The organism is Rhizobium sp. BK538 (genome assembly GCF_014197575.1).
GTDB lineage: Bacteria > Pseudomonadota > Alphaproteobacteria > Rhizobiales > Rhizobiaceae > Rhizobium.
On record NZ_JACIFT010000012.1, the window covers coordinates 120,327 to 141,548 of the forward strand.

Genomic DNA, 21,222 nt, shown 5'->3' on the forward strand with positions numbered 1-21,222 from the left:
TGCGCCTTCGCGCGGTCGCACAACGGTTTTGGACGAGGCGGGCGACGTTTGCTGTGGACGCACGCAACAAGTCTGCTGCGGCGCCTTAGTTAAGGTCAATGTGGTCGGAGGGAACAGTTTTCAGTCTTCCTTGGGGCGCTCGATGCGGATCACCTGGGGCTCGCCGACATGATACCCCTCGCCCCTGATCGCAGCGACCGCCTTGCGAACGGAATCCTCGGTCGTCGCATGGGTGACCATGATGATCGTCTGATGATGCGACGGCGCCAGATGCTGCTTCGAGCGCTGAACGATCGACTCCAGCGAGATATGGTTTTCCGCCATGTGCGTGGCAACGCTTGCGAACACGCCGGTACGGTCGAGCACGGTCAGGCGAATGAAATATCCGCCCTCGTGGCTCTGCATTTGCGCCTTGCGGTAGGGCTCGAGCGATTTGGCGGGATGACCGAGAACGGGCACGCGCTGCGCGCCTGGGCGGCTTTTAGCGATATCGGCGATGTCGCCTAGTACCGACGAAGCCGTTGCATTGCCGCCGGCGCCGGGGCCGACCATCAGCAACTCCCCGAGAACATCGGACTCGATCGCAACGGCATTCGTCACGCCGTCGACCTGCGCAATAACGGAATCGACGGGCACCATCGTCGGATGCACGCGCTGTTCGATACCGGTATCCGTCCGCTGGGCAACGCCGAGCAGCTTGATGCGATAGCCGAGGTCGGCTGCCGCGTGGATATCCTCGATCGAGATATTGGTGATGCCTTCGAGATAGATGTCGTCGGCTGCGATCTGGTTTCCGAAGGCAAGCGTCGTGAGAATGGAAAGCTTGTGGGCCGTATCGTTGCCCTCGATGTCGAAGGCCGGATCGGCTTCGGCATAACCGAGACGCTGGGCCTCCTTCAGGCAGTCGGCAAAGGACAGGCCCTCCTTTTCCATCTTCGTCAGTATGTAATTGCAGGTGCCGTTCATGATCCCGTAGATGCGGGAAATCGTGTTGCCCGTCAGCGACTCGCGCAGCGCCTTGATGACGGGAATGCCGCCGGCAACCGCTGCTTCGAAGTTCAGCAGCGCGCCCTTCTCTTCCGCGATCGTCGCCAGTTCGACTCCGTGATAGGCAAGCAGCGCCTTGTTGGCAGTCACCACATGGAGACCGCGTTCGAGCGCCGCGCGCACCGAGCTGTTAGCGGAGCCGTTCACCCCACCCATGAGTTCGACGAAGACATCGATGTCGCCCTTCTCCGCCAGATCCTCCGGCCGATCGAACCATTCGATGCCGCCGACATCGATGCCGCGGTCCTTGGTCTTGTCGCGGGCAGAAACACCCGTAATCAGGATCGGGCGACCGCATGTTGCGGCCAGCTCGTTGCTGCGCTGCTGAATGATACGGACAAGCGAAGCACCAACGGTGCCCAAGCCCGCAATGCCGATTTTGAGGGCATCTGCCATGGATCGATCCTGAAATTTGTCATGAAAGGCAGCCGCCGGAGCGGCTGCCATTGAGGGGATTATATCAGCGATGTGCGTTGAGTGAGATGACGTTGTGCATCGTCTCGTCTGCCGTCGACATGAACTTCTTGATGTTGCGGGCCGCCTGGCGGATCCGATGCTCGTTCTCGACAAGCGCCAGACGCACGTAGTCGTCGCCCATTTCGCCGAAACCGATGCCGGGCGCTACCGCCACATCGGCCTTCTCGACGAGCAGCTTGGAGAACTCCAGCGAACCAAGATGACGGAACTTTTCCGGGATTTTGGCCCAGGCAAACATCGTCGCCGCCGGTGGCGGCACCTCGAAGCCAGCCTTGCCAAAGGTATCCACCATGACGTCGCGGCGGCGCTTGTAGACGTTGCGGACTTCCGCGATGTCCGAGCCGTCGCCGTTCAGCGCGTGTGTTGCCGCTACCTGGATCGGTGTGAACGCACCGTAATCGAGGTAGGACTTAACGCGTGTCAAGGCCGCGATCAGGCGCTCGTTGCCGACGGCAAAGCCCATGCGCCAGCCGGGCATCGAGAAGGTCTTCGACATCGAGGTGAATTCAACCGTCACATCCATCGCGCCCGGCACTTCCAGGACCGACGGAGGCGGCTCGCCATCGAAATAGATTTCAGAGTAGGCAAGGTCGGAAAGCACGATGATGTCATGCTTCTTGGCGAAGGCGATGACGTCTTTATAGAAGTCCAGGGTCGCCACATAGGCCGTCGGATTGGACGGATAGTTGAGGATCAGCGCCAGCGGCTGCGGAATCGAATGACGAACGGCCCGTTCCAGCGGCGGGAAGAAGCTCTCGTCCGGTTCGACCGACATCGACCGAATGACACCGCCGGCCATCAGGAAGCCGAAGGCGTGGATCGGATAGGTCGGGTTCGGGCAGAGGATCACGTCGCCGGGCGCTGTGATGGCTTGCGCCATATTGGCGAAGCCTTCCTTGGAGCCCAGCGTGGCTACGACCTGGGTGTCCGGGTTGAGCTTCACGCCGAAGCGGCGGGCGTAATAGGCAGCCTGGGCCCGGCGCAGACCCGGAATGCCCTTGGACGACGAATAGCGATGCGTGCGCGGATCCTGGACGACTTCGCAGAGCTTGTCGACAATCGCCTTCGGGGTCGGAAGGTCAGGGTTTCCCATGCCGAGATCGATGATATCGGCCCCGCCCGCTCGCGCGCTCGCTTTCAAACGGTTGACCTGTTCGAAAACGTAAGGCGGCAAACGCCGGACTTTGTGAAACTCTTCCATTTCTTTCCCCACGGAAATGCGGCCACCACGACCGCGCTCGAAGTTCGTCCTAATTCCCGGCTGTTCGCGATACGAACTTCAGAATCGCCAACGCCGTATTCATCAGACTTGCGTCGCAAGGCATTTCTTTGACGGAAAGCCGCGCAGGCCGCGCATTATCGGGAAAAATTCATCTTCCGCCACTGCTGGAAGGCTTTGCTTCCAAATCGCAGCGAAGGCAAGGCCTAATTGGCGATTTCGGAGAGCGTTTGCGCACCGTGTTCGGCGGCAAGCTTGCGGTATTCAGCGACGCGACGCTGATACTCGGCTTCCGAGATCGTCCCCGCCTTGCGTTGGGCGCCGAGCGCCGTCAGCTTCTTCTGAAGCCCGCCGGCCTCATCGTCACCCATCTGAACGTTTGCGGCTGTCAACGGCGCACCGAATCCCGGGTAGCCGTCCTTGTAGTGCGACAGGCCGCTTTCGGTCGGCACCTCGCCCTTTGTTGCGTTCATGACAACGGGCGTCGGCGCCGCTTGCCTGGCCGCGAAGGCGGCCTTCTCCTCGGGCGTTTGCATGCATCCGGCAAGCGTCATGGCCGCGGCGGCGCCAATGAGCGCGATGCAGGTCACGTTTGCGATGGTGCGAATGCCGTTTTTCGTCATGTGCCAGAGGTCCCAAATCCTGAGGTGCTTCGACTGTTAAATTCGTCGCCGCCACAAAGCAATAGCACGAGCGAGCATCAGCGGAACTTGTTTTATCGATCTTTCCAGATGTACAACTCGATTTACAGGAACATGCTGCCGCCGGAGGAGACGCGTGACCGACAACAAGAAGGACAACGGCGACAAGGCAAAGGGCCCGGGCTTCGATGCAAAGGACCTGGATCCATACCTGTTGAAAGATCCAGAGGCCATGGCGATCAATTTCGCCCGTGCGCTCGAGAATCTCGGCAAAGCGGCGACAGCCTGGCTCGCACCACGCGAACGTGGCAAGATCGCAGAAAATGCGGCAGAGCCGGTGACCGACATGGTCAAGACGCTCTCCAAGGTCACCGAGTACTGGATCTCCGATCCGCGCCGTACCTTCGAGGCGCAGACGCAGCTGATGAGCAGTTACTTCGGCATCTGGATGCGCTCGATGCAGCGCATGCAGGGCGAAACGCCGACGCCGGAACCGGATCGCAAGGACAAGCGCTTTGCCGATGAGGACTGGCAGAAGAATCCATTCTTCGAATTTCTGAAGCAGGTTTACCTGATCACCGCCGATTGGGCCGAGAAGATCGTGGCCGACACCGAGGGCCTCGACGAGCACACAAAGCACAAGGCCGGCTTTTATGTGAAACAGATTACGGCCGCACTCTCGCCGACTAATTTCGTCGCCACCAACCCGCAGCTCTACCGCGAAACGATCGCGACCAGCGGCGAAAACCTGGTGCGCGGCATGAAGATGCTTGCCGAGGACATCGTCTCAGGCCATGGCGACTTGAAGCTTCGCCAGACTGACATGACCAAATTCGCTGTCGGTCGCGACATGGCGCTGACCGCGGGCAAGGTGATCGCGCAGAATGAGATCTGCCAGATCATCCAGTACGAGCCGTCCACAGAGACGGTCTTGAAGCGCCCTCTCCTCATCTGCCCGCCGTGGATCAACAAATTCTATATCCTCGACCTCAACCCGCAGAAATCATTCATCAAATGGTGCGTCGACCAGGGACAGACCGTTTTCGTGATTTCCTGGGTTAATCCGGACGCGCGCCATGCACAAAAGGATTGGGCCGCCTATGCTCGCGAAGGCATCGACTTTGCCCTCGATACAATCGAGAAAGCGACGGGCGAGAAGGAAGCAAACGCCGTTGGTTACTGCGTGGGCGGCACACTGCTTGCCGCAACGCTGGCGCTGCACGCCAAGGAGAAGAACAAGCGGATCAAGACGGCCACCCTCTTCACGACGCAGGTGGACTTCACTTATGCCGGCGATCTCAAGGTCTTTGTCGACGAGGAGCAGCTTGGGCGGCTTGAGGCCCATATGGATGAGATCGGCTATCTCGACGGGTCGAAGATGGCGACCGCCTTCAACATGCTGCGGGCCTCTGAACTGATCTGGCCTTATTTCGTCAACAACTACCTGAAGGGCCAGGATCCGATGCCCTTCGACCTGCTCTTCTGGAACGCCGACTCCACCCGCATGGCGGCGGCGAACCACGCCTTCTACCTCCGCAATTGCTACCTCAGGAACGCATTGACTGCGAACGAGATGATCCTCGACGGTCAAAAGCTGTCCCTGAAGGACGTCAAGATTCCAATCTACAATCTCGCAACCCGCGAAGATCATATCGCGCCGGCCAAGTCGGTGTTTCTCGGCAGCCAGTTCTTCGGCGGCAAGGTCGATTTCGTGCTGGCGGGCTCCGGCCACATCGCTGGCGTCGTCAACCCACCGGACAAGAAGAAGTATCAATACTGGACCGGCGGCACCGCAAAAGGCGAATACGAGACGTGGTTGACAGAGGCAGCCGAGAATGCCGGCTCGTGGTGGCCACACTGGCAGGCCTGGATCGAGGCGAAGGACGGCAAGCGCGTGCCCGCCCGCAAGCCGGGCGGCGCTGCGCTCAACGCCATCGAAGAGGCGCCAGGAAGCTATGTCATGGAACGAGCCTGAGGTTCGCTAAAAACGCGGCGGCTCTCTACTCCAGGAAGATCAGGCTGGCCGGTGATGGCGGCAGCGGCTTCGTCGCGACGACACGAAAACCGGCCGATTTGGCCATCTCGGCAAGCTCCCGCTCTGTGTAGGCGTCTCCGTTCGGCGTCGTCGCCAGCATGACCATAGCGAAGGCAGCCGGAAACGCCGGCGACACGCGGTCCTCGTTCGGAACGAACTCGACAATCGCCACGCGGCCTCCGGGCACCAGGCTTGCTCGTGCCTTCTTCAATAGCGTGACGCAGCCATCGACGTCGAAGTGATGGAGGAAGTTCGGCAGCAGGATGAGATCATAGCCGCTGCCCCAATCGACCTCGAAAGCGCTGCCGGGCTGGAAGGTGAAGCGCGCGGCTACCCCCGCATTCGTCGCATTTTCCTCAGTCACCGCAAGAACCGGCTTCCAATCGAGAGCAACCACGCTGGCCGATGGCGCCACCTTGGCGATCTCGATCCCGAAAGCGCCGGGACCGGCGGCAATGTCCAGCACCTTGTTTAGAGGCTTTGACCATGTCGCAACCTCAGACGCCACGGCCTTCGCGCTTGCGCCAGTGAACGCGCCCATGGCTCGCGCAAACTTGACCCATACAGGATTGTCTGGCGCAACGTTTGCCAAGCCGACGGAGCCGCCGTTGCGAACGTAGGCAGCCGGGTCATCCAGGAACAACGACACCATTTGCGGCGAAGCAAGGAAATCGATCGCAGCCCCCATATAGGCGGGTGAATGTCGATCGAGAAAGACCTGACTGGACGGCGTCAGCGCGTAGTTTTCGCCACTCTTCGTCAGGAATTCTGAGATCACCAGAAAATCGCAGAGAATGCGAACGCCGCGCTCGGCGCAACCCAAATCGGACGCAAGCGCCTGTGCCGTACGGCTTTTTCCACCAAATTTCGTGAAAAGGTCGAATTCGATCGCCGCCTTCATCGCAGCCGTTTTCCGGAATGCGAACATCGTATCGACCAATAAGGCCGGCGAGATTTCCTCATGAGCCACTGGATGTGTCGAAGACATTGGCTTTCCTCCCAACCTGGAACTCCACGACGGGAGGCATTCATAGCAGAATCCGCTTTCTTCGACACCTCATGACAAAGGAGGAGGCGTGCCCACGGTCGTGAAATGCCCGAAACTGCACCCGTTCAAATTCGAACAGCTTGACCGCTCACGTAAAGACTTTGGTTACCATAATTCGTCATGCTCTCAGCTGACTGGATATATTAGCTAAGCCGCAATTTGGCCCTGATGCTCCTATACCGGCCCCGGCGAAGAAAATTATCAATCTGTCAGTACCGCCGGCCTAGTAACGAGTTGTGAAAGACGAGTGTTATGCCGTTTGCGGTCGATGTGTTTGCCAATACCAGGCCCATAGGTACGTCTATTTCTCGCTTCGGTCGCCCTTTCCGTTTTCTCTCAGGTGCAGCTCTTATAGGCGCGGGGTTTGCCGCTTCGGCGTGGGTCGTCGCTACAGTCGCGACCATGCATATGGTCACGCCGGCTCCGCATCCGAGCGCAGGTCCGCTTGCCGACGCCGCGCTTGCCCCTGCAGTTATAGCCAAAACCGAGCCCACGCAGCGCCTCGTTCACGTCAAGAAATTCTCGCGGTTGCGCATGAGCACGGAGAGCGAGCTGGCGCTGGTAAGGGGTGCTCACGTGGCCGCCCCCTCCGCTGCACTGGCAGCAGCATTCGTCGGGCAGTCCGAACCTCTTACTCTTTCTGAAGGCTCTCCGAACAAGCAGCCGGCAATGGTTGTTGCAGCGACAACGCCTGCCCAGCCAGCCCGCGCGATCAAAGACGACACCGTGACGGCGACACCGGTCGCTGTTGCCTCGGCTGATCGCATTATCATCCCGTCGAAAGATGAGGTTGCGGCTGCCGAAGGACCCGCCCTGCTGGCACTCGCCGCAAGACCCGCAGCCGTCATTAAGGGACAGGTGCCGCCGGCCGCGGCTAAGCCAGGTCCGGTCGAGGTTGCAAGTCTTGCACCTGCCGCACCGACCGAGCCGTCGGCTCTGGCCATGACCCAGCCGTTCGATCTCGTGCTGAGCGGCAGCGACACCTCTATCCCTTTGCCGATGGCCCGGCCCGATGGCTTGAAGCGGGCGACGCCCAACGATCGCAGCGCTCCGGCAGAACCCGTGCTGGCCTATGCCCGACCGGATGCCGGCGCTTCCGATGATGACGAAGACGCAATGCCGACCGTGAAGAAGGGGCTGTCTGCCCCCATCGCCCGCAACGGTGTCGCGGTCTACGACATTTCCGCCAACATGGTCTACCTTCCAAACGGTGAACGACTGGAGGCCCATTCCGGCCTCGGCAAGATGCGTGACAACCCGCGTTATGTGCATGCCAAGAACCGCGGACCGACACCGCCGCATACCTACAATCTGACAATGCGAGAAAGCCTGTTCCACGGCGTCGAGGCCATCCGCCTGCACCCTGTCGGTGGCGCAGGCGCAATCTACAACCGCGATGGCCTACTCGCGCACACCTACATGCTGGGAGCCCGCGGCGACTCCAACGGCTGCGTATCGCTCAAGGATTACAAGCGCTTCCTCGCCGCCTTCAAACGTGGCCAGATCCGTCAGCTGGTTGTGGTCACGAGCATGCCGAACAAGCCGACGTCCACCTTCGCTTCGTTGTTCTCGTCGCGTTCTTAACCAGTTGCGTTCTTAAAAAACGACGCGCTCGATTTCCCCCATAGCGAGCGGCTATGCCATCCTTCCCCCGTCCCATCTTCGGATACATCGCAAGGCGTTGCGGCGCGGCGGGACCGGCGCCGGGTGCGGAAGAAGGACGTAAGCTTTCGCAGTCGGGTCGCAGAAAATGGTCTCCCTCCGGGATGGCGGCGCGGCGCCAATGCTGTGTTGAGTTTCGCTCCGGACGTGCCTGTAGGGCACACAAGGCCATCAGCGGCGCGCAAGCGTCGGCCGGCGGATGCAGGGGGACCGGAGTTGGAGGCACAAACCGCCGAACGGGGCGCTGGGAAGTGCCATATTTTTTCTCCAGCGAAGCAATTTCCAGTGCCTCGTCCGAGTAGCACGCAGGATCAAGCCACGGGCCGCAGGGATCGCGTGAAGGCGAAGGCGTGTGGGGCCACAGAAAAGCTGCCAGCGCCGGTTCAACGCGACCACTAAGCCAGAAATGACATTCCACCCATTGATCGCGATGGACGAACCCGGCATAGCTGCATTATGTACCAGAATGACAATCCTAAGGGCCTGCAATGGTGAACTATATCGAAGCCTCGTCCGCGCCATCGAAGAACACGGGCGCAATCAGGCTCTACGGTCCTGAAGCTTTCGAGGGAATGCGGAAGGCTTGCCAGCTGACCGCACGTTGCCTCGACGAGCTCGCCGCTGTCGTGAGGCCGGGCCTGCCGACCGATGCAATCGATCGCTTCGTTTTCGAGTTCGGCATGGACAACGGCGCGATTCCGGCGACCCTCAACTATCGCGGATACACGAAATCGACCTGTACCTCGATCAACCATGTCGTCTGCCATGGTATTCCGGATGCAAAGCCGTTGCGCGAGGGAGATATCGTCAACATCGACGTGACCTACGTGGTCGATGGCTGGCACGGCGATTCAAGCCGCATGTATCCGGTCGGCACGATCAAGCGCGCAGCGGAGCGGCTGCTTGAGGTGACCTACGAATCCCTTCTGCGTGGCATATCAGCTGTTCGGCCAGGTGCCCGCACAGGCGCGATCGGAGAAGCCATTCAGACCTATGCCGAAGCCGAGCGCTGTTCGGTTGTGCGCGACTTCTGCGGTCATGGCGTCGGTGCGCTGTTCCACGACTCCCCGAATATCCTGCACTATGGTCGCGCGAGCGAAGGGCCGGAACTACGCGAAGGCATGATCTTCACCATTGAGCCGATGATCAACCTTGGTCGGCCGCATGTAAAAGTGCTGGCGGACGGCTGGACTGCCGTTACGCGCGACCGCTCGCTTTCAGCGCAATACGAACATACGGTCGGCGTCACTTCCGATGGCTGCGAGATATTCACACTTTCCCCCGGTGGTCTCGACCGACCCGGCCTTCCGCCCTTGAACCGATGAGCGCTTGATGACGCTTCTGGGATGCTGGGGGCTGTTTAAGGGGTAGCGCACGGCTTCCAGTCCCCGGACACCACTCCGGCCTCTCCCCCTTTCGATCCCAGTTGCGAAGCAGGAGAACCTTGCCGATGGCGAAGGCGCGGAACCGGCGGGCTCGTCCTCGTCCTCAAGCCAATGCCGAAGCGCGTTACCGCGGGAGATCTTCAAGCACGACTTCGCCGACGTCATCCAGCAGGGCTTTTAAGAGGTCGCGACCATCGCGACCTGCTACGGCGGTCCGCAAGCCGGGCTGCAAGCGCTGGACCGCACCCGATAGGGCCGCAACAAAAGTGGAGGACGGCAAACCCATTGCGGGGCAGCGCGGGCCCGGCAGGACCTCAAACCCGGGCAGGACGCGAGGCACGGGCGACGGGCGGTGGAACAGTGAGGGTTAGCCGAACACGGCGGCCCTCACCGCCCTGCCCTCGCCAACGACCGGGCGATATCGACAATGTCGTCGCGCGAGGCGGTTGGGTCCTCCCGGTTCCAGGCAACCCCCAGCCCGATCCTAAAGTTGACCCCCTTCACCTTCTTCAGCTCAAAGGCGCGGTTCGCAAGCTCCAGCGTCCATTCCGGGACAAAGCCGATGCCAAGCCCGGCCGAAACGAGCGACACCAACGAATAGGTGTCGTCACAGGTATAGGCGATGTTCTTCGTCAGATCGTATGCCTCGAACTTCTCATTGAAGCAGCGTTCGGTAAACGACAGGTTCTGCCGGGAAAAGGCGATGATCTTCTGATCGCTGAGATCGTCGATGCTGATCTCGTCGCGCTCTGCCAGCGGATTGCAATGGCCAACCGCCAGATAGTAGCGTTCATGGGCAATCAAGAAGAAGCGCAAGGCGCCGATGTTTTCCACCGGCCGGATAAAGCCGAGATTGATCTGGCCGCTCTCCAGGGATGATGTCGCCGGTGTTGCCCGCGGCGATGTGGATCTTCACGTCGGGGAACTTGCGGGCGATCTTCGACAGGAACGTCGGCAGCATGCCCATGGTGGCGGGATAGACGGTGCCGATCTTAATCTGGCGGATGCGACTGCCGCCAGCGGCCACCGGCCACTATGGCGTCCAAGGCAGAGACCTCCCTTGCAGCCTGCGGCTTCAATGGCTTGCCGAACGCCGTCTGCTTGCTGAGCGGGTTTCCGGCGGACAAACATGGGTCCTATCCATGTTTGTTTATCCGCCTTCAATGTCCATGACGACTATATCGCCTGACCTGAGGGTCGGAACGAGGACTGCTCGGCATAGGCCCGGAATGCCACGCCCTTCATCGCCCCGTCGAGTAGGCGGTCGTGCCGTAAAACACGCATTTCCGGAAGCGGGAAGGATCAGACGGAATATGGCGGGATGGTCAAAGAACGTCATGTATTTCAGACACCCCCAAGCTCGTCCGCTGACATGGATACTACACTGAAAAACAAGGCCTTTTTCTTCCTCGATATTGATCCACAACCATCCCTCAGGCGATCCGACGCCATCGCCCCGATATCGACATGACGAAGATGATCGTCGATACGGCAAAGCCGCTCGGCATCACCGTTCATGATCACATCAGCATCGGCAAGGACGGTCACGCGAGCCTCAAGGGGCTGCGTCTGACATAGGAGCCGAATCCGCTTCAGGTGTCCGTCAGGTTTGGGTGGCAAAGCGACAAAGCTACAACCATCCTGCTTCGAGACCTTCATGACGACGACGATCGCTTCTCGCCAATTTCCTCGCTCCAGGAAAGCAGCGCTGTCCTTTATTGCCCTGCTCTTTCTCATCGTTGGCAGCTATGCTCTCTATTTGAAAGCCACGAACAACTTCCACACCGTCGTCGCCGGCGAAGTCTACCGTTCGTCGCAACCATCCCCGCAAGCTATTACCGACTTCTCGAAGCGTTACGGGATAAGGACGATCATCAATCTGCGCGGCGGGACCAACAGCCGAGCATGGAACGCCGAAGTCGAACAAGCGAAGATACTTGGTATCGAGCACATCGATTTCCCGATGTCGGCTTACAAGGAACTTTCTCCGGAGCGAGCGAAGGAATTGATCCAAGTCATGAAGGACGCTCCGAAGCCGCTGCTGATCCATTGCCTCTCTGGTGCCGACCGCACCGGGCTCGCATCGGCCCTCTATCTGGCCGCTGTCAGCAAGACGAACGAGAAGGTGGCAGAAGGGCAGATGTCCATTTTTTACGGCCACATCGCGCTGTCGATCAGCCGCGCCTTTGCCATGGACCGCACCTTCGAGAAGCTGGAACCCCTACTTGGCTTCCATGAGTCCTGATATTCGCTCATAAAATATTCGGCAACATTGACCTGCTACCGGTGGACGCGCGACATATTGCGTCGCAAAAATGATTCCAGCTTTCCAATCGGGGCCAGCTCAATGTTCCAGTACGATCTCGTTGTTGTGGGTAGCGGCCCGGCAGGCCGCCGCGGCGCAATCCAGGCCGCCAAGCTTGGCAAGAAGGTTCTGGTCATCGAACAAGGCAAGCGCGTTGGCGGTGTTTCGGTGCATACCGGCACCATCCCCTCGAAGACACTGCGCGAAACGGCGCTCAATCTCTCCGGCTGGCGCGAGCGCGGCTTCTACGGCCGATCCTATCGCGTGAAGGAAGAGATCAGCGCCGATGACCTTCGGCGCCGCCTGCTGATCACCCTTGACCACGAAGTCGAGGTGCTGGAGCACCAGTTCGCCCGAAACCGGGTACAGCACATCAGAGGCAAGGCAAGCTTTGTCGACCCGTCGACGCTCGAAGTCGTCAAGGACGACGGCGAAGTCCTCAAGGTCACAGGGGCCAGCATTCTGCTTGCCGTCGGCACGAAGCCCTTCCGCCCTGACTACATCCCATTCGACAACAAGACGGTGCTCGACAGTGACGAACTGCTCGACATCGCGGAGCTCCCGCGCTCAATGGCTGTGATCGGCGCGGGCGTCATTGGTATCGAGTATGCGACGATCTTCAGTGCGCTTGATACCGCAGTGACCGTCGTCGATCCGAAACCGACGATGCTCGATTTCATCGACAGGGAAATCGTCGAAGACTTCACCTATCAGCTGCGCGATCGCAACATGAAGATCTTGCTCGGTACCAAAGCCGACAACGTGACGCGCCTGGACAACGGTAAGGTTGAGCTGAAGCTCGACAATGGCCGCCACCTGGTGACCGACATGGTTCTGTTCGCCGCCGGACGTATGGGCGCGACCGACACCCTCAATCTGGAAGCAGCGGGGCTCGAAGCCGATAGCCGCGGCCGCCTCAAGGTCAATCCGGAAACCTTCCAGACCTCCGTGCCCAATATCTATGCCGCAGGCGACGTAGTCGGCTTTCCGAGCCTCGCGTCCACCTCGATGGAACAGGGCCGCATTGCAGCGCGTGTTGCCATCGGTGCGGTCGCCAAAGAGCCACCGAAGTACTTTCCCTACGGTATCTATGCCGTGCCGGAGATTTCCACCTGCGGCCTGACCGAGGAGGAAATGAAGGAGCGCGGCATTCCCTATGAGTGCGGCATCGCGCGTTTCCGCGAGACCTCGCGCGGACACATCATGGGCCTCGACACCGGGCTTCTTAAGCTCATCTTTTCGCTGAAGACGCGCCGGCTGCTTGGCGTTCATATCGTCGGTGAAGGGGCGACAGAACTGGTCCACATCGGCCAGGCCGTGCTGAACCTCAAGGGAACGGTCGAGTACTTCGTCGAAAACACGTTCAACTATCCGACACTCGCCGAGGCCTACAAGATCGCCGGCCTTGATGCGTGGAACCGGATGGGCGACATCAAGTCGGAGCTTTGATCCCCTAGCCAGGCCGCACGCTTTGACAATTTACTAAACGAAAACAAAAAGCTGATATCCGACCAAAATCCGTTCGATCTGACTTATTTGTGTCGAATAGCACCGGTAAAACCTTCGCTTGTATAATCCGCCGTGTCTGGTAGCGTCCATTTTCGGGGATTCCTCTTACCAGCGAGTGACCGTGCAAGATCTGTCGAAGACCGCCGAACGGAATTTCCAGCTCATCCTCATCAAGCCGTCGCACTACGACGATGACGGCTATGTGATCCGCTGGTGGCGGGCAATGATCCCGTCCAATTCCTTGGCCGCAATCTATGGAATCGCCTCCGACTGCGCAGAACGCAAGGTATTGGGCCCAGAGGTCGGGATCGAGATCACCGTCATCGACGAGACGAACACGCGGGTCAACATCCCGGCCCTGCTCAAACAACTTGCGCAGCATGACAATTTCGGGATGGTCGCCTTGGTTGGCGTTCAGTCGAACCAGTATCCGCGGGCACTGGATATCGCGCGCCCCTTCCGCAAGGCTGGTGTTCCGGTTTCGATGGGCGGCTTTCACGTGTCAGGGTGCCTCGCCATGCTCGACGGCAAGGCGGTTGGCCTCGAAGCATGTCGTGAGATGGGTATCTCGATGTTTGCCGGCGAGGCCGAAGGCCGGTTGGACCGCGTCCTGCAGGATGCCGCCAGCGGCAAGCTTGAGCCACTCTACAATTTCATGAACGACCTGCCGAGCATCGAAGGTGCGGCGGTCCCGTTCCTGCCGAAAGCCAATGTGGCCCAGACGCTTGGCCTCAGCACGAGCTTCGACGCTGGCCGCGGCTGCCCTTATCAATGCTCCTTCTGCACCATCATCAACGTCCAGGGGCGCAAGTCGCGATTCCGATCGGCCGATGATGTCGAAAAACTGGTGCGGATGAACTGGGCGCAAGGCATCCATAAGTTCTTCATCACCGACGACAACTTCGCTCGCAACAGGGATTGGGAGGCGATTTTCGATCGATTGATCGAACTCAGGGAAAAGGACGGAATTCCACTTGGATTAATGATCCAGGTCGATACGCTCTGCCACAAGATCCCGAACTTCATCGAAAAATCAAAGCGCGCCGGCGTCACACGCGTCTTCATCGGGCTTGAGAATGTAAACCCCGACAATCTGACGGCGGCCAAAAAGAACCAGAACAAGATCACCGAATACCGGAAGATGCTGCTTGCCTGGAAAGCCCAAGGCATCATGACGCTTGCCGGCTACATTCTCGGCTTTCCTGCGGACACGCCAGAGACGATCCGGCGCGACATCGCCATCATCCAGCACGAATTGCCTTTGGACGTCATCGAGTTCTTCGTGCTGACGCCACTTCCAGGCTCGGAAGATCACCAGACATTGTGGAAGAAAGGCGTCGAGATGGACGCCGATCTCAACATCTACGACGTCGAGCATGTCTGCACCGCGCATCCGAAGATGAGCAAGCAGGAATGGGAAAGCATCTATCAGGAGGCATGGTCGCTCTACTATTCGCCAGCCCATATGAAGACGCTGCTGCGCCGGGCGGTTGCGACGGGCGTGCCGCTCGCCAGCCTCGTCAAGATGCTCGTGTCGTTCGCGACGACGGTGCCGCTGGAGAACGTTCATCCACTCCAGAGCGGCCTGTTGAGGCTTAAGCACCCCTCCGAACGCCGCCCGGATCTTCCCAAGGAAAGCGCCGTGACGTTCTGGCCGCGTTTCATCTGGGAAACCATCAGCAAACACCTTTCATTGGGCGCCACCATTGCCAGCCTCGCAACCAGCGCCTTCTTCATCGCACGCGACAAGAAAACGAAGAACTACATGGATCAGGCGCTGACACCGGTCGGTGACCACGAGGATGAAACGCTCGAACTCTTCACCAAGACAGCGGGGGGACTAGCCGCGGTCTCTCACATCCACAAGGTTGCGGAACTGACCCACGCACACAAGGTTCGGCCCGCCGTCTGACCAGAAGCACGGCGTTTGATAGGATAATCGGCAGCTATCTCTGGGCCGCCGAGATCGTCGCGATGTTTAATAGTGATGCGGCTTGAAGCGTGTCGATGAACTCCACGCATTCAATCACCTTGCCGTTGTCGAAGGTCATCTTGTCCATGACCTCTGTGTCGAAGTGCGTTGTGCCGTGACGCATCTGGCCGCTGCGATGCACAAGTGCCACGTCGCCCTCAACATGAATGTCGACAATCTCAAGGGCTTTCATCTCCCAGGTATCGATGAAGTGCCGCATCGTCGCGCGAAGCGCCGCGCTGCCAACAACCGGGTCGGTAAGCGGCGCCAAGTGGCGGCTCCCGGCGATGCGGAAGACGCAGCTGTCACCGAGAAATGACATGAGCCGCTCAAGGTCGCCCTCAGCCCTCGCCTTGAAAATCTGCCTTACGATTCCTTTCAACTCAGAGGCTGATGTCATCGCAAACCCTCCCCGACAGGCACCGCCCAGATTGCATCAGGTCAATCTAAGATTCAACTGGTGGTGCGCAATCGGCGTTGCTGCCCGTTCGCAACGGTGACCACGGCCCTAGAAACAAAAAAGCCCCGCACAAGGCGCGGGGCTTTCTGTAAATCGAACTGGCCGAAGATTACTCGGCGCTGTCCTCGGAAGCCTTCTTCTTCGGAGCAGCCTTCTTCTTCGGAGCAGCGGCTTCTTCGCCTTCAGCGGCTTCTGCCTTCGCGGCAGCCTTCTTCTTCGGAGCGGACTTCTTGGTTTCCTTCTCGGAACCTTCGCCTTCTTCGTCGGCGAGCAGCTCTTCCTTGGTCACCTTCTTATCCGTAACGTCGATCTCGGTCAGCAGATGGTCGATGACCTTTTCTTCGAAGATCGGAGCCCGGATCGAGGCGGCTGCACCCGGCTGGCTGCGGAAGAAGTCAAGGATCTGCTTTTCCTGGCCCGGATACTGACGCAGCTGCTCGTAGATAGCGCGCTGCATTTCGTCTTCGCTCACCTCAACACCGGCCTTTTCGCCGATTTCCGAGAGAACGAGGCCAAGGCGAACGCGACGCTCAGCAAGCTTCTTGTACTCTTCGCGAGCCTGCTCTTCCGTCGTGTCTTCGTCTTCGAAGGTCTTGCCGGACTGGGCGAGGTCGTTGGCGACCTGGTTCCAGATGCCATTGTACTCGGCGTCGACGAGCGAAGCCGGGGTCTCGAACTTGTACATTTCGTCGAGCTGATCGAGGATCTGGCGCTTGACCTTCTGACGGGTCATCGAGCCGTACTGCGACTCGATCTGGCCGCGGACGATTTCCTTCAGGCGATCAGCCGATTCGAGGCCGAGCTTCTTTGCCAGCTCGTCGTTGATCTCAACATCGGCCGGAGCAGCAACGTCCTTGACGGTGACGTCGAAGGTGGCTTCCTGGCCGGCCAGGTTCTTGGCCGGGTAGTCGGCGGGGAACGTGACGGTGATGGTCTTTTCATCACCAGCCTTGGCGCCGACCAACTGGTCTTCAAAGCCAGGAATGAAGCGGCCGGAGCCGAGAACGAGTTCTGCGCCCTGGTCGGTACCGCCATCGAAGGCAACGCCGTCGACCTTGCCGACGTAGTCCATCGTGATGCGGTCGCCGTTGGCAGCCTTGCCCTTCTTGGTTTCGTAGGAACGGGCGCTTTCAGCGACCTTCAGAACCTGTTCGTTGACTTCCTCTTCGGAAATGTCGACGACTTCGCGCGTGATCTTGATGCCCTTGTTGGACTTCAGCTCGATCGGCGGCAGAACTTCGTAGGAAAGCGTGAACTCGAAGTCCTTCTGAGCGGCAAGGATCTGGTCTGCCTCGTCCTTGTCTTCCGTCATTGCGATTTCCGGCTGCGTCGCGGACTTTTCGCCGCGCTCTGCAAGGATGGCGGTCGGCTGCTCGCGGACGATCTCATTGACGAGGTCGGCCATGATGGACTTGCCGTAAACCTTCTTGAGGTGAGCGGCCGGAACCTTGCCCGGACGGAAGCCGTTGATGCGGACCTTGTCCTTCACGTCGGCAAGACGCTCATTCATCTTGACTTCCATGTCCTTGGCCGGGATTACGACCTTGATTTCGCGCTTCAGCCCTTCAGCGAGCGTTTCGATAACCTGCATGTCTTCCTACCTTCATTTCGTGGCGGCCGTGCCCAGACGCCGTTCGTTTCGATGAGCACGACGCCGGAAAATTGCCGGGCGTGGCTTGTTCTCAATTCTTATTCATTCCACCCGAGGCGGAACGGCGCTTTGCTGCCGGGTAATCGAGGGACACCTGTTGCCGGTCCCCCGCCTGCAAGCCAGCTTTGGTGCGGGTAGAGAGACTTGAACTCCCACGCCTTGCGGCACCAGAACCTAAATCTGGCGTGTCTACCAATTTCACCATACCCGCGTTCTCAAAAACCGCATGCATATGCCTGCACATGAGGCCTTCCGGAGCGCGGCGTCTCTATATCACCCGATTTGGTAGAGGCAAAGGAAAAATGAAGGGCAAATGACAGTGATTTTGCCCGCACTCGCAGGCTTCCACACCCATTTGGCCTCAACTCAATAAAGAGGCTCGTCGTAAGCGGGCTTACCGTCGACGAGGAGGCTGCGTATCTGCGGCGTCCCATCCGAAGCGACGCGAATGGCGATGGAGACGTCGCCGCCTTGGCGAGCCTTCTCCAGCGCCGTCCCCTGCCCTTCAGGAACGTAGTAGCGTTCGATGCCGTATTCGACGCGGATATGGTCGGCGGAATTGGGACCATAACTATAGAAGGGTCTACTGTGCAGAACCACGGTGCCCGGCTGCTGCGGCAGATGTTCGAACGATGATTCGACAATGCCCCAGAATCCGCCATCACCGGGCTTCAACCGCACCCAAAGGCTCCTCTTGCCCTGATCCTGCGGCACACCACCAATGATCGACGCGACCGGGACCGAAGATATCTCGTAGTTCAGCACCACATAGTCACCCCGGAGAAAATCGCGCGGATCAACGGGGGCAGTTTTTAGAAGAGCGTCGGCGCCGCTTCGCAGGATCGATGCGCGGCTCTCTATCACATAGCCAAGAACGGCGGTCTGGAGGGCAGCAACGATGATCGCAGCGACAAATGAGCGGCGCCCTGAGCCTTGCATCGAAAAAATGCTCATAGGCTTGCCTCCGGGGTTCTGATGGCAAATCGCCGCTCGAGACGAATGACGATCCATGCAACGGCAGCAACGAAAAGCCCCGAGAACAAGAAGAGGCTGGATGTGCCAAGAATCGATCCGACGGTCACCGATGCAAGGTAGAGCAGCTCAACCGCAAACACCGTGTAGCCCAGATAGCGCACCGCGCCATTGTTCCGGCCTTGGAGCGCAATCGCAAGGACCGCGGCCCCCAGCGTCACGAGCGCCAATGTTACGAACTGCCAGCCATGCTCGAGTTCAACATGCAGGAAGAACAGCCCAATCACGGCGACGAGGAAGGTGTAGAAGGCAGGTGCCGAACCGGCTGTTCTGATGAGCGTGGAAAGGCGCGGCAGCGGCAGACTAACAAGCACGAAGGCCAGCATGCCAGCGATGGCATAGACGAGCGCGAGCCAGAAATTCTCGTTCACCGCATAGAGCCAAGTAAGCCAGCCGACGAGTAGCAGATACGCCAGATGACGCACGCGGTCTGCGCCGGTGAAGCGCACGAGACCAACGACCACCGCCGCCATGAGCGGCACAACCCAAGGATCGAGACCCACCCAACGCGTATCGTAGGTATCAAGATAGGCGGCAAAGCTGCCCCAGGACAGAAAGCCCGCCACCGCAGCGACAACGCCGGAGCGGAACAGGACCGCCGAAACCACCGCCATGGCAAACCAGAGATACATCACCGTCAGTTCGTCCCCCGACAGATGGTACATCTGCCCGACTAGCGAAATCGCGCCGCCGAAGGACAAGGTTCCAATCACCAGCAGTCCGCCCGCCGCCCCCGTTGCGCCGCGCCTCAGCATAACCGCCGCGCCGAGATGCACGGCCCAGATGATTGCAAGAATGACGGCGAGCCGCACAAAGCGCGGAATGGCCTCCCAATTCGAAGCGACAACCAGCAGGATCGCGGCCCCGAGCAGGATTGCCGCAAGTATCATAAGCACCTTGCCAAGGCTGAAGCTCGCCGGGCGGGCATCATATTCCTTCAGCAGCGCTCCCGCAGTCGCTTCCGGCAGCAGCCCCTTTTCCACCCAGACCGAAAGATCTCGCTCCAATCGACCGCGATACATGCCCTACTCCGCCAAACGCGCGATAACGCGCTCCTTTTTTGCTTTATAGCCGTTGATTGAGCATGAGGGAAATATTCCCATACGAATTCCTCATTGGGTGAATTCGGGGTGCGTGTTAGCCGATCGATAACGTCAAATCGCTAATATACATCCCATTCTCGCAAGCCATGCGTCTGGCGCATGGGAAGCGTGAGTATATTGCACTGCAAAATTAACGCGGGACGATTTATATTACTTTTCACAAGGCAGGGAATGGCGTCCCGGCCCCGGTCCTCCGGAAGCCTTCGAAGATGATCTTCGTGACGAAATTCGGAGCAGCGCACTCCTCCTCCCAGCGCCCTCCGATGGACTGACAACACTCCTCCTCCCAGTTGTCAGTCGCCCTAATGACGCCCACCGGATCCTCCCCCGGTGGGCGTTTGGTTTTCTATAGCAGACAATATCACAAGCCCGGTTTTCCAGTGCCTCCAGGGCAGCGCCGATGTCTCTCCCGCACATGTCTCTCCCGCGCACCCCGACAACCGGCCTGGCGGCAAGCTCATTGATGCAGCAACGACTCGCAGCCAGTGACGGACGGCCGCAAACCTGCGGGAGTCCGATTTGAGCTCCCTAACCGCATATGCCGACCGGCGTTTATTGGTCCCGGCAGGCGAAAAGGCAGGCGACAGCTGATCGGCTGCAAGCCATTCTGCCTAACGATTGACCAAGTATCGGCCGGATCGCGTGAATAACGGTGTGAGATCTGCATCCGGTGCATAGGTGGTCTGAAATCTTGTCTCTGGCACGACTTCGCAGTGCAACATATATTCTGGTCATCAGATAGAGGTCAGCGCCGATCGGCGGCAGCTGGCAGATCGCAAGCCCTAGGAAAGGGGATTAAAATGAACTTTGCACGCTCTTTCAACAACTGGCGCAAGTACCGTCAGACCGTTACCGAACTCGGCCGCATGACCAACCGCGAATTGCACGATCTCGGCATCGACCGTTCTGACATCAATCGCGTTGCTCGCGAGGCTTCTGCCCGCTAATACAAGCGATCCGCTGTCCTCCCAAGCAGATCGCCTTGACAAAAACGCCCGCTGCCCCTGGCAACGGGCGTTTTCTTTTGTCTGGCTACCAGCTTCCGCAATAGTTGCGGCCGACTCCACCTCGCTCATGGCAGCGCCCAGAAAGTAATCACTGCATTTGTAATGAGCATCGCATGCACAATTGCATAGCAGATGCCTTTTCTTTGCACTGCACAATATGACTGGGAACGCCTATATGGATATCAACGATGAGACGGCGATGGCGCTGCTCTCGACGATCATTCTGAGGAAGACGAACATGAACCCGATCCGCATTGCAAAAAGCTGGATTAGCTACCGCCGTACGCTCAGCGAACTTGGCAGCCTTTCCAATCAGACGCTCGCCGACATTGGCGTTAGCCGCTACGACATTCGCACCATCGCTTCCCGCTCGTTCCGCTAATAGCGGCGAGCATGAAGCTTCCAAGACGGCGCCTTTGGCGCCGTTTTTGATTCCGAGCCCTTCGCTGCGATGGGCGCCGCTAACGTGATACGATCGCGAACCAAATCCCCAGGAACGAAATAGCTGCGGCGGTGCGAGCGCGCGAATGGCGACACAATCCAAACTGCACTGCCCTGTTGACACCGCGATCTCGGCCATTCTTTAGGGTGGACTAATATTAATCATTGTGAAACTATCCGGCCGCTGCCTAACGGAGACATGCGCGATGTGCCGATATAATCTTCGCA

General features: G+C 59.1%; 16 protein-coding genes, 1 tRNA gene and 2 pseudogenes. 9 read left to right on the plus strand and 10 right to left on the minus strand.

Going from position 1 to position 21,222, the window contains the following annotated elements; all coding sequences use genetic code 11:
* Positions 1-120: 120 nt before the first annotated feature.
* The 3 genes from FHX09_RS16580 to FHX09_RS16590 form a co-directional block, all read right to left on the minus strand.
* The gene (locus FHX09_RS16580) at positions 121-1,443 is read right to left on the minus strand and encodes a homoserine dehydrogenase (protein ID WP_132590888.1); all 1,323 of its coding nucleotides are present in this window, start codon (positions 1,441-1,443) and stop codon (positions 121-123) included.
* Between the two features lie 64 nt (positions 1,444-1,507).
* The gene (locus FHX09_RS16585; RefSeq protein WP_184450391.1) at positions 1,508-2,725 is read right to left on the minus strand and encodes an LL-diaminopimelate aminotransferase; all 1,218 of its coding nucleotides are present in this window, start codon (positions 2,723-2,725) and stop codon (positions 1,508-1,510) included.
* A gap of 224 nt (positions 2,726-2,949) precedes the next feature.
* Entirely contained in the window at positions 2,950-3,366 is a 417-nt protein-coding gene (locus tag FHX09_RS16590; RefSeq protein ID WP_132590885.1) for a hypothetical protein, read from the minus strand.
* Between the two features lie 154 nt (positions 3,367-3,520).
* Between FHX09_RS16590 and phaC the strand changes: the two genes are divergently transcribed.
* Entirely contained in the window at positions 3,521-5,359 is a 1,839-nt protein-coding gene (phaC, locus tag FHX09_RS16595) for a class I poly(R)-hydroxyalkanoic acid synthase (protein ID WP_132590883.1), read from the plus strand.
* A gap of 25 nt (positions 5,360-5,384) precedes the next feature.
* Here phaC and FHX09_RS16600 read toward each other — a convergent pair whose 3' ends face one another.
* On the minus strand, positions 5,385-6,407 hold the full coding sequence (locus tag FHX09_RS16600; RefSeq protein WP_132590881.1) for a methyltransferase: 1,023 nt from the start codon (positions 6,405-6,407) through the stop codon (positions 5,385-5,387).
* 312 nt (positions 6,408-6,719) lie between these two features.
* Here FHX09_RS16600 and FHX09_RS16605 point away from each other — a divergent pair, with 312 nt between their 5' ends.
* A complete protein-coding gene (locus FHX09_RS16605; protein ID WP_184450393.1) occupies positions 6,720-8,051 on the plus strand; it encodes a DUF2778 domain-containing protein in 1,332 nt (443 codons plus the stop codon).
* A 566-nt stretch (positions 8,052-8,617) separates the two neighbouring features.
* On the plus strand, positions 8,618-9,454 hold the full coding sequence (map, locus tag FHX09_RS16610) for a type I methionyl aminopeptidase (RefSeq protein WP_007797565.1): 837 nt from the start codon (positions 8,618-8,620) through the stop codon (positions 9,452-9,454).
* A gap of 447 nt (positions 9,455-9,901) precedes the next feature.
* Here map and FHX09_RS16615 read toward each other — a convergent pair.
* Positions 9,902-10,520: pseudogene (locus FHX09_RS16615) on the minus strand (LysR family substrate-binding domain-containing protein); the annotation flags it as partial.
* A gap of 397 nt (positions 10,521-10,917) precedes the next feature.
* On the opposite strand from FHX09_RS16615, the pseudogene FHX09_RS16620 reads away from it, so the two are divergent.
* From FHX09_RS16620 to FHX09_RS16635, 4 genes and pseudogenes are all read left to right on the plus strand, one after another.
* A pseudogene (locus FHX09_RS16620) lies at positions 10,918-11,092 on the plus strand (JAB domain-containing protein); the annotation flags it as partial.
* 79 nt (positions 11,093-11,171) lie between these two features.
* Positions 11,172-11,759 (plus strand): dual specificity protein phosphatase family protein, encoded by a 588-nt coding sequence (locus FHX09_RS16625; RefSeq protein WP_132590877.1) that lies wholly within the window; start codon positions 11,172-11,174, stop codon positions 11,757-11,759.
* A 102-nt stretch (positions 11,760-11,861) separates the two neighbouring features.
* Positions 11,862-13,268 carry a Si-specific NAD(P)(+) transhydrogenase gene (gene sthA / locus FHX09_RS16630; protein WP_007788947.1) on the plus strand — a complete coding sequence of 469 codons (1,407 nt, stop codon included), beginning with the start codon at positions 11,862-11,864 and terminating at the stop codon, positions 13,266-13,268.
* A gap of 181 nt (positions 13,269-13,449) precedes the next feature.
* Entirely contained in the window at positions 13,450-15,240 is a 1,791-nt protein-coding gene (locus FHX09_RS16635; protein ID WP_183719116.1) for a radical SAM protein, read from the plus strand.
* Positions 15,241-15,274: 34 nt separating this feature from the next.
* Here the strand turns inward: FHX09_RS16635 and FHX09_RS16640 are convergent, their stop codons facing one another.
* From FHX09_RS16640 to FHX09_RS16660, 5 genes are all read right to left on the minus strand, one after another.
* Positions 15,275-15,700 carry a nuclear transport factor 2 family protein gene (locus FHX09_RS16640; RefSeq protein ID WP_132590873.1) on the minus strand — a complete coding sequence of 142 codons (426 nt, stop codon included), beginning with the start codon at positions 15,698-15,700 and terminating at the stop codon, positions 15,275-15,277.
* Positions 15,701-15,869: 169 nt separating this feature from the next.
* The gene (gene tig / locus FHX09_RS16645) at positions 15,870-17,351 is read right to left on the minus strand and encodes a trigger factor (RefSeq protein ID WP_007788944.1); all 1,482 of its coding nucleotides are present in this window, start codon (positions 17,349-17,351) and stop codon (positions 15,870-15,872) included.
* A gap of 186 nt (positions 17,352-17,537) precedes the next feature.
* Positions 17,538-17,622, minus strand: a tRNA-Leu gene (locus tag FHX09_RS16650).
* A 155-nt stretch (positions 17,623-17,777) separates the two neighbouring features.
* The gene (locus FHX09_RS16655; RefSeq protein ID WP_132590871.1) at positions 17,778-18,365 is read right to left on the minus strand and encodes a GDYXXLXY domain-containing protein; all 588 of its coding nucleotides are present in this window, start codon (positions 18,363-18,365) and stop codon (positions 17,778-17,780) included.
* The gene (locus FHX09_RS16660; protein ID WP_184450395.1) at positions 18,362-19,465 is read right to left on the minus strand and encodes a DUF2157 domain-containing protein; all 1,104 of its coding nucleotides are present in this window, start codon (positions 19,463-19,465) and stop codon (positions 18,362-18,364) included. The genes FHX09_RS16655 and FHX09_RS16660 overlap by 4 nt, the downstream gene beginning before the upstream one ends.
* A gap of 881 nt (positions 19,466-20,346) precedes the next feature.
* On the opposite strand from FHX09_RS16660, the gene FHX09_RS16665 reads away from it, so the two are divergent.
* Both FHX09_RS16665 and FHX09_RS16670 read left to right on the plus strand, forming a co-directional pair.
* Positions 20,347-20,493 (plus strand): DUF1127 domain-containing protein, encoded by a 147-nt coding sequence (locus tag FHX09_RS16665; RefSeq protein ID WP_007788937.1) that lies wholly within the window; start codon positions 20,347-20,349, stop codon positions 20,491-20,493.
* A 298-nt stretch (positions 20,494-20,791) separates the two neighbouring features.
* Positions 20,792-20,935 carry a DUF1127 domain-containing protein gene (locus FHX09_RS16670; RefSeq protein ID WP_016553778.1) on the plus strand — a complete coding sequence of 48 codons (144 nt, stop codon included), beginning with the start codon at positions 20,792-20,794 and terminating at the stop codon, positions 20,933-20,935.
* Positions 20,936-21,222: the final 287 nt, after the last annotated feature.